Here is a 12,514-nt window from a genome sequence, read left to right on the forward strand (position 1 = left end):
ATCCGGGGAAAAGAGGGGTTATTTTTCGACGCTGGCCACTAAGGCTTCAATGGTTTGTTCCCGCCAGAGGAGTCCCTGCAGGGCAAACCACGGCATGTTTTCCAGCCACTGAAGATGGGCTTCGGTTTCAATACCTTCGACGATCACCTGATACTGGTTCGCCTGAAAATAGTGCAGCAGCGAGTCCATCAACTGCTGGCCGTTTTTCTTTTCCAGCAGGCTCCATAACAGGTTCTTGTCGGTCTTGATAAAACGAAAGGGTTGCGCCGTCAGGGCGGCGAACCCGGCGTAACCGGCGCCAAAATCATCCAGCCAGAAGGAGTATTTGTCCGTCAGGGCGTCGATGGTCGGGGTGCGTTTCACCAGCGTGTTGGAAAATTCATTAACCTCAAAATGCAGGCAGCCGATGGTTTTCACACACTCGGCGATAAAATCATCATGCAGCATATGCAGCGTCGACTCGTCGACGTTGAGGGTAACCATGACTTCGTTGTGGCGGAACCACTGCTGATGCTGCCTGACCAGCTCAATCTGTTCGAGCAGGATGCGGGCGCGCAGTGATTCCGATGCCTCACTGAAAAACCGTTCTATTTCTTGCGGACTAGCAGGCTCGTGATGAGCAAACCGGGTCAAACATTCTACCGCGATCATTTTGCCTTCGCGGTTGAACATCGGCTGAAATACATAGCGTAACCCGGTCGGTTCGGTGTTGGTCAGCGGCATTTTGCTTCACTATTTAAAGGTAACGTCGATATTGGCCGTCGCATTAAAGGTGCCGATTTTTGGCTTAACGCTTAGCCATTTCAGGCTGGCCAGGAAGTTGCTTTCTACCACGCTGCCGTTAATCATGCCCAACTGCGTCGGGGTATTCATGGAAAGCCAGGTCGTCGGCGCATCGGCACGCGAGAGCAGGATGCCAAAACCGCTATCGTTGGATGGCAGAATGGTATTGGTGTCCTGGGTCGGCTGCTGGGTGCTGAAGCTGGCCATTAAGGTCTGCCCCTGGCAATCCTGGCCGGCGCCGGTCAGGTCGGCGCGGACGCTGAACGGAACCTGTTTCTCAATGGCGCCGACGACCGCGTTGCGCGCCGGGATGCTGCCGAAGTTTACCGTTGAACCATTGTTCGCCGAGACGGTGATTTTCGGGTTGCAGGCGATAAAGCGGATGTTGCCAAGCCCGGTGACCCACGCGCGGAAGTTACTATTCGGGCGGCTGTTGAGGCCGCCGACGCCGTCAACCTGGAAGATAGCGTAGCGGTTGGTGTCGTTAATCACGCCGTTTGACGGCGGCGGATTGCCGGTGGCTTTAATATAAACCGAGTAGGTCACCGTGACGGTCTGCGGGGTTGCCGGAGACTGGCATGCACCGCCGGGACGGTTGCGGCGGCAGAGCGTACCTGGCCCGATATCCGTTTTCTGACCTTTTACCGGTTTAATATCGGTGCTGAGATAGGTGACGCCGACTTCCAGCGAGTTGTGGATATTCTGCATCCGGGTTTCCGGATCCCAGTACAGATATGCATCTTCACCATTGGGCATGTGATCTGTATCGGTACAGGTAAAGGTAGAGGTAAACGTCGGCGAACGCCACAGCAGGGTACCCGGCTTCAAATTAGCGGTCGAAACGTTAATCTGATCGGTGAGCGCGATGGTCTGCGATACTTCGGTACCGTTCTTCTTACAGCTCAGCGCGAAGCTGCTGGTGGAGAACAGCGCGCTCGAGAGTACCAGCAGCGTCAGCCCGGTGCGGGATAAGAGGTTAAACTTCGACATAACTAATTGTCCTTTCATGTTATTTACAGGTCAGGGAGACGACCTGATAACCACCGGGTTGATCGGCTTGAATAGCAGGTAGTTCTGGCACCGTCAGGCTGCAGGAGGCGTCGGCATCGTCGCCCCATTTCATCTGCAGACGGTCGCCGCTCTGAACGCCGGAAACGTAGGCTTCGCCGCGGGTACCGACCACGCCGACATGTTCGCCGTTCTGGCCGAAGATGTTGGCGCCAATCACCGGCACGCTGCCGTCCGCCAGTTTGGCGTGGATAAGCAGGCTCTGGCCGAGATGCGTTTCAAAGGTCACGCGGCCGATGGCGCGCTCGGTCGGCACGATATCTTTCGCCGCCAGCGGGATTTCCAGGCCGTTGCCGATATCCGAAGTACGCAGCGCGACGCGGTTGTGACGATACGGCATCGCAGAAGTGAGCACCGCGTAGCCGAAGCGGTCAATCGCTACCCCAGGCTGGTTTTCCAGACGCACGCCCTGCGCCCCTTTCGCTTTCACCACCACGAAGGTGTTCTGCAGCGGCTGCGACAGGGTGACGCCGCCGGAGTGCGCGACCACGCCGCCGGAGACGTTCAGCGAAGTCTGCTGATAGTTGTTGTTGTAGCTGTAGCCCAGATCGACGTTACCCATGCTGCCCAGATAACCCAGGTTGACCAGGCTGGTATCGCCGCCGTGCTGGGTGTGGCCGCTCTGCACGAAGTAATTCATGCGGTTGTCATCAAGCAACGTACCGCTCATCCCGGCGCTGTAGCCGCTACCGCTCTGCTTGCTGTTAGAGGCGTTAAAGTTAACCGTGCTTTCGTGGTCCGGGCCAAAGATGTTGATTGGTACCGAGACGTTCAGGTTAACGCTGTTGTCGCTATAGCCGTAGTTACTGCGGCTGTTCTGGTAAAACACGCCGACGCTGACGCGATTCCAGGTGGTGTTGAAACCGGTCTGGATGGTGCGGTCGTAAGCGGAAGTGTTCCAGTAGTTCTGGCGAATAAAGGTCGCGTACAACGAAGCGCCGGCGATGTGCTGGTTGACCGTCATTTCGACGCGCTGGCGTTTGTTGTTGTATTGCTGCGAGTCGTAGTAACGACGGCGCTGGTTTTGCGTCGCCCAATCCGGCGCGCCGGTTTTATCGTCGCTCTGATCGTAATACTGGGTGTGGTAGAAACCGTTCTGCCAGTTGTTACGTTCAGCTACCGCATCGGAGAAGTCATAGAAGCCCGAGGTCGAATAACGGTAGCCGGCGATCTGCACATCGGTACCGAGGGTATTGAGCGATTTGGAATAGAGGAAGCGCACGCTGGCGCCGCGCTTGTTCTCGCCGGAAGCCAGATCGGTATCAGACCATGAAGCGTCAACGGAAGCCGCCCCGTATTCGCCCATGTTTTTACCCAGCCCGACCACGCCGGAGCGATAGTGCTCGGCCATGATAATCCCGCCATATGGCGTATAGTCGGAGCCGGCGCCATGCGCGACGGTGCCCTGGATAAATTGCGGCTGATAATTATTGGTGCCGTCGTGGTATTTACCCGCGGTCACCTGATACTCCCAGATCCCGTCGCGCAGCATATTCGGCACGGAGGAGTAAGGGAGAGTGAAGCTATGGCGTGAGCCATCCGCCTCGATAACCGTTACGGCTAAGTCGCCGCTGAGGGTGCTTGGCGAAATATCGGTCAGCGCGAACGGCCCCGGCGGCACCACGGTGCTGTATACGGTGTAGCCGTTCTGGCGCACTTCGACGCGGGCGTTGGTGTTGGCGACGCCACGTACGACCGGCGCGTAGCCGCGGCGGCTGTCCGGCAGCATTTCCGGGACGCTGGAAATCTGCGCGCCGCGGAACTGGAAGCTGTCGAAAACGTTATTATTGGTGTTGCTCTGGCCAATTTGAATACGGCTGCGCCAGGAGGCGATGTCGGTTTCCGCCCAGGTGGAAATCGGATTCCATTGCTCTTTTTGCCCGGTCTGTTTTGACAGGGAAGAGGTATTGCGAAAACGCCACGCGCCGACGTTTAGGCCGTTATTGAGGCTCAGGAAGTAGTAGTCGCTGTCCTGTTTGCCGCTACCGCTGGCAAAACGGGAATGACTGCCGCTGAAGGCATAGTTAACGAAACCGGCGTTGATACCGTCGTCATAGACCAGCGGCGAAATCTCGCCCTGCGGTCGCGCTTCGAGATCGGTTTGCGGTACGGAGATATTCAGCTCCTGCAGCGCGGCGTTCCAGCTCACGCTACTGCCCGGAATATTTTTTACCAGATCGTAACAGGCGCTGCTACCGGCAGTGTCCGGCACCAGAACGCCGTATGAACGATAGCTGTCGGCATCTAAACAGAAATAGCCCGGGGTGTTAGGCGAATCTTTTTTAAATTCTATTTCCCGGTGATCGACGCGATTTTTATTCAGGTAAATATCGAAGGCATATTTACCTGGTAAAATATCGTCGCCGGTAGAGAGGTTTTGCACCAGCGAGGCGTTATTCGCCCCGCGGATGAAAGAGGTATTGAATTGCTCTTCGGCATTGACAAATGGTGTCGCCAGTAATGACATTGTCGAGGCGTAAACAGCAAAGCGAACATGCTGCGCCAGACATCCAGGGATCGTCCTTATTTTGTTATGGCTAGCCATTGTATTGCTCTCTTACTGAATGCGGATATCTTTAATTTCCGTATGTCCGCCAAAATCATTGATAAAAGTGAATGACATCTGATCCGCTGCCGCCGCGCCGGCTGGCAATTTGATGTTCAGAGAGTCCATGGGATTAACCATGTCAGCATTCACTTTCCAGGTCTTCGCGCCGCTCTTTAGCGTCAGTACGCCGAAAGTCACGTGCAGCGGACCTTTGTTAGTCACGACCAGCTCATTACCTTGCTTGCGCCAGGTCAGGGCCTGCGCTTCCTTTTGCAAGGTGGTTTTCAGCGTGGTAGGGCGATAGAACAACTTCACGCGGGTGCGGATCGCAATTTGCAGCACGTTTTCTTGTTTCGCCGAAGGCGGAATTTCCTGCACGTTGATCCAGTACACGGATTCGCGGTCGGTTGGTAGTCCGCTGCCGGAATAAACAAAGCGCAAAATAGCGTCTTTATTTCCCGCCAGTTTTAAAATTGGCGGAATAGCCTGCATCGGTAAATTGGTTGGCGTTGCGGTGGCGTCACCGGTATCAAGCCAGGTCTGAACCATCCATGTTTCATCGGTATCATTGTGAATGGATAACGCCGCAGATTTTTCCCCGCCGTTATAAATAACCCGAGTCTGATCGACCTGAATACCCGCAAAAGTATCCAGCGAGACAAATAACAATAAAGCGGTTAATAACTTTTTCATTTCACGTTCCAAATAATGTTACCAGCCATCCATGGCCAAAACGTCTACCCTAAAACGGGATTATCCGTATTATTTGTATTCGATGGTGAAGGTGGCGTTTGCGTTAGCAGAACCAGCAGTCACATCCTTCAGGAAGGATTTGTAGCGAGCTTTCAGGTTGAATACCGCGGTGCCGCTGTTGTCGTCAGACGCTGCAACGTTAACCCACGGGGAGTTGTCGTCTGCGCTCTGGTTGATTGGGACGATTTTTTCGTCGTTGGTCAGGATTTCGATACCTACGCCGCCAGCGTTATCAACGGACAGCAGGTTCGGGTTACCGGCAACGGTCGCACCGTCGAAGCGCAGGGAGTAATCACCGGCTTCACATTTTTCCAGGTTGATGGTGAACGCTTTAGAAGCGGTAACATCGCCAACAGCGTTGAACGCGGTAGTCGGGTATTTACCGATGAAAACGTCTTTGTTCTGGTCGGAAGAAGTCACAGTACAGGTTGACTGGATGATTTCACCGGTAAAGTTGACCTTGCCGTTAACTGCGTAAGCACTGGTGGCGGACGCGGACAGGATCAGTGCTACAACAGGCAGTAATTTCTTATTCATTTTAACTCCATGTACTTAAGGGGATAACCATTGTGGTAATCAAACACGGCAAGCGAATACCGTGCAGATGGGTATCCAGATAACCTATGTTGGCGTGTTGATCGCGATGAAATATACAGCAACAGTTTTCGCGGTTTGATTGCTTCGGTGACTTAATTACAGGAAATTAATAGACATAAACGATGCACTTGATCGGACTTATCTGATAACGGCAACGATAATAATTTTATAGCCAGCGGGGCGCTGGGGAGGATGCTATGGGGAAAGGTAATTAATTAAGGTGTTGTTTTTAAACTGTTTTATTGTTTTTGTTTCTCAGGGGGGTAAACGTTTCTGCGCAAGCCAGGGCAAATTAAAAACGCTGATTTATCCAGCGCTATGCATAATGTGTAAGCGTTATTTCCAAATATTTCCTGTTTCCTTCGGGAGCGCCTTCTGATGGCGGATTACTCCGCCGAATTAACCCCTTTTAAGGCCTCCGCCAGCCAGCGGGAAAAATGCAGCATCGCGGGCGTTTCCGTGCGTGATTGCAAACGTGTCAGCCAGTAGTTGCCGAGATCGATATGAATCTTAAACGGCTGCACAATGCGTTTTTCTTCCAGCAGATGGCTGAACATTTTTACCGGGGCGATAGCTACGCCTAAGCCTGCCTGCGCCGCCTCCAGCATGGTCACTGATGAGTCGAAGACAATAACCCGATGGGTTGGCGAAGGCGGAAGTTCTCCCGCTGCCTGCATCCACGCCGACCATTCGTCGCGGCGATAAGAGCGGAGCAGCGTGAACTGCAAAATATCCTTCGGTGTATTTAGCCGGGCAGCTAACGACGGAGCGCACAGCGCGGAGAGCGGGGCGGCGCACAGATACTGCGCGGCGGTATCGTGCCAGGCGCCGCCGCCGAAGCGAATCACATAATCCAACCCCTCGGCGGCGGGATCGACGCGATTATTATGGGTGGAGATCTGCAAATCGATATGCGGACACTCGCGCCAGAAGGCTGGCAGCAACGGGAACAGCAGGCCCGTAGCGAAAGTGCCGACTACGCCGATCTTGAGCTTCTCCTGCGCCTGGTGACCGGTAAAGCGGTCGAGCATCCCGGCTATCCTTTCAAACGACTCATTGAGTACCGGTAACAGGCCTTCGCCTTCGGTGGTGAGCTTGAGGCCGCGCGACACGCGAACGAACAGCTGGCAGTTAAGGTGTTCCTCCAGCGTCTTCACGTGCTGGCTGATGGCGGAGTGGGTGACGTTGAGCTCAATCGCCGCGCGGGTAAAACTGAGATGCCGGGCGGCCGCTTCAAACGCCCGCAGTGAATTGAGAGGAAGATAGCTGCGTGTCATAACATTATCCGTTAGAAAAACTAAAGCCTGCTGCTAAATTTAACAGTTTGTCAGCGCTGTGCAAAACACCGACACTGAGCGCGTCTGAAGGGCCCGGACGAGAGTGGATATTGAGCGAGAACCGATAATGGAAAAATACTTCATGATGAAAAAATCCCTTACAGGCGTACTGCTGCTGGGCGCCTCATTTTCGACGTTTGCCGCGCCGCAAACGGCGGAGCAGCTGCGCGAACTGGTCAATCAGACCATCACCCCGTTAATGAAAGAACAGGCGATACCGGGGATGGCGGTGGCGGTGATCTATCACGGCAAACCCTACTATTTCACCTGGGGCCAGGCCGATGTCGCCGGGCAGCGTCCGGTGACGCGACAGACGTTGTTTGAGCTGGGCTCTGTTAGTAAGACTTTCACCGGCGTGCTTGGCGGCGATGCGGTGGCGCGCGGTGAAATTAAGCTCAGCGATCCGGCGCAGAAGTACTGGCCGCAACTCACCGGCCAGCAGTGGCAGGGGATTTCGCTGTTGCATCTCGCCACCTATACCGCAGGCGGTCTGCCGCTGCAGGTTCCGGACGAGGTGACGGATGAAGCGGCATTACTGCGTTACTATCAGAACTGGCAACCGCAGTGGGCGCCAGGGAGTAAGCGGCAGTACGCCAATACCAGCATTGGCCTGTTCGGCGCGCTGGCGGTGAAACCTTCCGGCATGAGCTTTGAACAGGCGATGAGCCAGCGGGTATTGCAGCCGTTAAAACTGAGCCACACCTGGATTAACGTACCGTCCGCCCAGAGCAAGGATTACGCCTGGGGTTATCGCGACGGTAACGCGGTACACGTTTCGCCGGGGCAGCTGGACGCTGAGGCTTACGGCGTGAAGTCGAGCATTGAGGATATGGCGCACTGGGTGCTGGCGAATATGAACCGCGAGACGGTACAGGATAAAAACCTGCGGCAGGGGATCCAGCTGGCACAGTCGCGCTACTGGCGTGCCGGGGGGATGTATCAGGGACTCGGCTGGGAGATGCTGAACTGGCCGGTGTCGGCCGAGGTAGTAATTAACGGCAGCGATAATAAGGTAGCGCTCGCCGCGATGCCGGTAACGGCGGTCAATCCACCCGCGCCGCCGGTGAAAGCCTCGTGGGTACATAAAACCGGCTCCACCGGCGGATTCGGCAGCTATGTGGCCTTTATCCCGCAACAGGATCTCGGCATCGTGATGTTGGCGAATAAAAGCTACCCCAACCCGGAGCGGGTGAAGGCGGCGTATCATATTCTTGAGGCGCTGCAGTAAGAACGGTTGCGCTGCGCTTAGCGGGGCCAAGGTTGGCGCTAACTGAGAAAAACCCCGGTCGCGCTTACGCTTACCGGGGCTACAAGTTGGCACTAACCGGTAGCCCGGATAAGGCGTAGCGCGCCGCTATCCGGGGGAGGGGCTCTTTATTTTCAAACAACTAACGATACAGCCATCTCCCAGCCTGTGCTGACGCAATGAGCATCGCGAGTGTTAACGGCTCCGGTGTGCGCGGAGAAATGCGTTTGGATTTCGGTAATAGGAAATTAGGGAGGAAACCCTGTTCGGGAGGCCAATAATTAAATAAATCAAATGCATCTTGCTTTACATTAAACTGACGGAAATACGATTGCATGATGTCATCGCCACTTTCTCTGGCCCAGGGATAATCGCCCATATTGAGTGATAAATCCGCATTCACCTGCTGCTTTTTGCCGGTAAGTGTCGGCTTGTTCCATTGCGTTTCATACCATGCCAGAACGGCTGCTGCGATATTGTCTTGATCTACCATAATTTATCGTCACCTCTGGCAATGGCGTTGTATCTAGTGGTTGCTTTTATTGATACATAAATTACATCCCCTGTCAGGTAAATAATCCCGAGGATGGGTATCCAGCGTCCAACGAATGCTCCCAGATTGGTGACATAGCTCCATCTAAGATTACGGATGGATTGGTTGGTTAACGTCGGGAGCCTGACTTTTAAGTCATTGTGTAAAACCTTCCGTAACTCATGGCTCAAAATGCTCGTCCCTTTAGTCGCTCCGCCTGGTTTTGTCCGGGTATTTTTTATAGGTTGACCAAGCATGATTAACGCAATGGTCATGATGTCATCTACTCCAAAATGAATGGCTGCAGTATCGAGAAAAACCCAAAAAAGAAGTTCATGGGACGAGAGGTTTGACTTGCCATTGTAATAATATGTTCCATTAATTTGTTCTGTTGTGTCCATTTTTATATCCCAGTAATGCTATTTTTACGCAATGTAGCTGCCTGGTTTATTGGAAACAATAACTGTTGATATAAACGTTTTCTGAAAGATAGCTCTTATTAAATGTTCTGTTAAATCATTTAATCAATTAATAAAAATTTCTTTTCTCATCTATTTTTATTTGTTCAGCTAATATTCCCTGGTGAAGTTAGCACATGATGATTTAAAGCGAACTGCTACTTGCGAATAGACGCAATCTGCTGAAAACTATCAGCGAGATGGTGAACCACAGGGAACGGCAATGGCTGGACGTATTGACTATCAGATTGAAAAATTTCAGTTCATCGAGCGCAACGAATCCCCACGTATTACCCGCCAGTGGGCGGAAGTTATTGCTGAATGTCAGCAGGAAAAGGCGAACAGTGAAACGCGTTTGCGTACTGCATTGCTGAATGTCGACTACGCCACCAGCTTCGAACTGCCGTTTCGTTTATTGCTTATTCGCGCCCCGCAGCTGGTGGATCGCTTACGCCATGCGCTGGCGCTGAATCAAAAGAACGTGGTGATTAATGGTAAGAAGCGCGGCTGCGTTTACAGCCTGAAAGCCGATCTCAGCGCCGTTCCGGATGAGTTTCGTTATCGCTTTGTGAGCCGGATTATTCGCAGCGGGCCGGATGCGGTTTCCGCCGCGCCCTATCAGCAGCTGGCAAAAGAGATAAAGGCGCCGCGCGAGCGGTTACGTTTGGCGCTGGAAAGTGGCCTGCAGGTCAATGCGCTGGATGGGCTGTTCTGGTTTGGTATCCAGCGTATCGCCGCGGATATTTCGGCGCTGCGTTCTGCGGGAATGGCGATTACGACTGCGGAAGTGGAGGTGGCGGATAGCCTGACCAGAACGACGCGAATGATAGCGGCGTATCAGGTGGGGACCTGCTCCCGTTGATTAATACACACCGATGTTAGTAATGTCTTCATAAGCTCCATGAGGATATCCCCATGAAAAAACTAATAAAGGCTCTTGCCTTTATGCCAAAACCTTTAACACGGACGATCAGTCATAGAGCCAGCGCCCGGCTTTAGCACTTTCAATAAACATTTGTACCGTCAATGGTTCTGGTTTGTGGTGGTCTGTTTTGAGGTATTCAGGAAGAATGGCGTTTGGAAGAAACCAAATACCAGTATTGGGAAAATAGCGACGAAAGTTAAAACTTTGGATATCTACATTCAATGATTCAGAGTAGTCATTTAGAAATGAGTCCATATCCTCTGGAAGTACTACATGATCACCATCACTCAGTGATGTATCATTGTCCATCTTCCAAAAGTGCTTTTCGATCAGTCCGTGAACAGTAGCATCAATATCCATGCCTATTTCCCCGTAATTAATCGATAACGGTGAACAACATTAGTAGTAATGACACCAATATCATAAACAGTGACCACAACACCAATCCACGGTACCCAACGTCCAATGTAGCCGCCAATACTGGTAGTGTATGCCCAATCCTTGCGGAGTATCGACTTAATGGTAAGTGTCTTTTTACGTGTTTCAAAAGAGCCTGTGAACACCTTACGGAAAACAAGAGATAGAGGACTTGTGCCTTTGGTTGCACGGCGGTAATCAATCTTACCTCGTACAGGGACTAAAGGCAGACTAAGAATCATTGAGCCCCACGCAAAGTAATCCAGCAAATCACCAAACTGTTTATAACTCTCATCCATGAGTAACCAAAATAACAGTTCGCTTTCGCTTAAATTTGACTTCCCATCAAAATAATATCCGTTTACCTGTTCTGTAGTATCCATCCTACCCCCCCATAAACATTAGCCATTCGATGATATTAGAAACAGTTAATAGATGCTCGCGTGATTAATCCTAAATCATGGCTGGTTTTGGACAATACCAGCCATCAAGCCCCGTTAGATAAACTTCCTTGCATCAGAGACAAGTTTTAATACAGCCTCTTCAACCTTCTTCAGTTCTAACCATGCTTTGCAACGTCATCTTGTAAGCACACCTGTTTTAGTTCCACGCACTTTTTGAGAGTTCCGTTTTTTTGACCTTGGCCCAAATTCAGTGCAGTGCTAAATCAGAGATCTTCGTCTTTTTGCAGACTCCGGATAAATTCAGCCGGAGTCATGTCATTTAGTGATAAATGCGTCCTCTCATGATTATATTCCCTGCGCCACTTGTCGAGTTTGTCCTGCGCATCTTCCAGTGACAGGAACCAGTGAATGTTCAGACATTCGTCCCGCAGGCTGCCGTTAAATGACTCAATAAACGGGTTATCGGTCGGTTTCCCGGGACGGGAGAAGTCCATCGTGACACCGTGCTCATACGCCCATTTATCCAGACTTTTCGAGATGAACTCGCTGCCGTTATCCGTCTGGATACGCACCGGCAGGCGTTTATCCAGCACCCGTAATGCTTCCACTATGCTGACCACATCCTCGCCTTTCAGCGATTTTCCGGCATGGATCGCCAGACACTCCCGACTAAAATTATCCACTACGGTCAGCGCCCGAAAACGCCGCCCGTTAAACAGACTATCCGACACGAAATCCATACTCCAGCACTGATCGATATGCGTCAGGGCCGGGCGCTGCTGGCGGCGTGCGGCACTGACATGCCTGCGGGGGCGCTTTCTGCGCAAATTCAGGCCTTCCAGACAATAAATCCGGTGTGTTTTCTTGTGGTCAATCTGCCAGCCTTCCCGCCGCAACTGGATATGAATACGCGGGCAACCGTACCGTATCCGGGTTTCCGCTATTTCCCGGATACGCAGGGTTATCGCCCGATCGTCACGCCGGCTCTGCCAGTGGTAGACAGTTCTGCTCTGCATCAGCAACCCGCATCCCCGGCGGACACTGATATGATAGGCCTCCAGCAGAAAATGCACCGCCTGGCGCTTCTGAGCCGGCCTCAGAACTTTTGTTTCAGTACCTCCTGCAGCATCTCCTTGTCCAGACTCAGGTCTGCCATCAGTTTCTTCAGCCGCTGATTTTCATCCTCCAGTTGCCGCAGACGGCGCAGTTCCGTTACGCCCAGACCGGCGAATTTCTTCTTCCAGTTGTAAAACGTGGCCTCAGAAATGCCCATCTTTCTGCAGACTTCCCTGACGCGGGTGCCGGTTTCGGCCTGTTTCAGCGCAAACGCGATCTGTTCTTCGGTATAACCGGTCTTTTTCATGGCGATGTGCCTCTCTGTGAGATGGAAGAAAGACCGGATACTTCAGTTTAGACTGGTACTGTTTTCAGGGAGGAGATCAATGC

The 12,514-nt window shown here is 52.5% G+C and carries 13 protein-coding genes; 2 read left to right on the forward strand and 11 right to left on the reverse strand.

Going from position 1 to position 12,514, the window contains the following annotated elements; genetic code table 11:
* Window positions 1-18: 18 nt before the first annotated feature.
* The 6 genes from AC22LX_RS13565 to ampR form a co-directional block, all read right to left on the reverse strand.
* Window positions 19-723: an EAL domain-containing protein gene (locus AC22LX_RS13565; RefSeq protein WP_045391073.1), complete on the reverse strand. Its 705-nt coding sequence runs from the start codon at window positions 721-723 to the stop codon at window positions 19-21.
* A 9-nt stretch (window positions 724-732) separates the two neighbouring features.
* A complete protein-coding gene (locus AC22LX_RS13570) occupies window positions 733-1,773 on the reverse strand; it encodes a fimbrial protein (protein WP_015368067.1) in 1,041 nt (346 codons plus the stop codon).
* Between the two features lie 19 nt (window positions 1,774-1,792).
* Complete coding sequence (locus AC22LX_RS13575) at window positions 1,793-4,318, reverse strand: fimbria/pilus outer membrane usher protein (RefSeq protein WP_049059518.1); 2,526 nt, start codon at window positions 4,316-4,318, stop codon at window positions 1,793-1,795.
* A 90-nt stretch (window positions 4,319-4,408) separates the two neighbouring features.
* Window positions 4,409-5,092 (reverse strand): fimbrial biogenesis chaperone, encoded by a 684-nt coding sequence (locus tag AC22LX_RS13580; RefSeq protein WP_045391067.1) that lies wholly within the window; start codon window positions 5,090-5,092, stop codon window positions 4,409-4,411.
* A gap of 69 nt (window positions 5,093-5,161) precedes the next feature.
* Entirely contained in the window at window positions 5,162-5,689 is a 528-nt protein-coding gene (locus tag AC22LX_RS13585) for a fimbrial protein (RefSeq protein ID WP_045391064.1), read from the reverse strand.
* A gap of 446 nt (window positions 5,690-6,135) precedes the next feature.
* A complete protein-coding gene (ampR, locus tag AC22LX_RS13590) occupies window positions 6,136-7,026 on the reverse strand; it encodes a LysR family transcriptional regulator AmpR (RefSeq protein WP_045391061.1) in 891 nt (296 codons plus the stop codon).
* 142 nt (window positions 7,027-7,168) lie between these two features.
* Here ampR and ampC-Kaer point away from each other — a divergent pair, with 142 nt between their 5' ends.
* Window positions 7,169-8,314 carry an AmpC-Kaer family extended-spectrum class C beta-lactamase gene (ampC-Kaer, locus tag AC22LX_RS13595; RefSeq protein ID WP_213292744.1) on the forward strand — a complete coding sequence of 382 codons (1,146 nt, stop codon included), beginning with the start codon at window positions 7,169-7,171 and terminating at the stop codon, window positions 8,312-8,314.
* Window positions 8,315-8,474: 160 nt separating this feature from the next.
* Here the strand turns inward: ampC-Kaer and AC22LX_RS13600 are convergent, their stop codons facing one another.
* Window positions 8,475-8,825, reverse strand: a complete 351-nt coding sequence (locus tag AC22LX_RS13600) for a DUF1493 family protein (RefSeq protein WP_045391055.1) — start codon at window positions 8,823-8,825, stop codon at window positions 8,475-8,477.
* A complete protein-coding gene (locus AC22LX_RS13605) occupies window positions 8,819-9,265 on the reverse strand; it encodes an STM2901 family protein (protein WP_045391052.1) in 447 nt (148 codons plus the stop codon). The genes AC22LX_RS13600 and AC22LX_RS13605 overlap by 7 nt, the downstream gene beginning before the upstream one ends.
* Window positions 9,266-9,545: 280 nt before the next feature.
* On the opposite strand from AC22LX_RS13605, the gene AC22LX_RS13610 reads away from it, so the two are divergent.
* On the forward strand, window positions 9,546-10,184 hold the full coding sequence (locus AC22LX_RS13610) for an ECs1377 family protein (protein WP_047046043.1): 639 nt from the start codon (window positions 9,546-9,548) through the stop codon (window positions 10,182-10,184).
* Between the two features lie 108 nt (window positions 10,185-10,292).
* Here the strand turns inward: AC22LX_RS13610 and AC22LX_RS13615 are convergent, their stop codons facing one another.
* From AC22LX_RS13615 to AC22LX_RS13625, 3 genes are all read right to left on the reverse strand, one after another.
* Window positions 10,293-10,607 carry a DUF1493 family protein gene (locus AC22LX_RS13615; protein WP_032712691.1) on the reverse strand — a complete coding sequence of 105 codons (315 nt, stop codon included), beginning with the start codon at window positions 10,605-10,607 and terminating at the stop codon, window positions 10,293-10,295.
* A 2-nt stretch (window positions 10,608-10,609) separates the two neighbouring features.
* The gene (locus tag AC22LX_RS13620) at window positions 10,610-11,047 is read right to left on the reverse strand and encodes an STM2901 family protein (protein WP_032712692.1); all 438 of its coding nucleotides are present in this window, start codon (window positions 11,045-11,047) and stop codon (window positions 10,610-10,612) included.
* Window positions 11,048-11,331: 284 nt separating this feature from the next.
* A protein-coding gene (locus tag AC22LX_RS13625) for an IS3 family transposase (RefSeq protein WP_487334022.1) occupies window positions 11,332-12,431 on the reverse strand; the annotation gives its coding sequence in 2 pieces (ribosomal slippage) (window positions 11,332-12,176 and window positions 12,176-12,431; 1,101 coding nt in all).
* Window positions 12,432-12,514: the final 83 nt, after the last annotated feature.

It is taken from the genome of Klebsiella sp. PK01 (genome assembly GCF_057624675.1).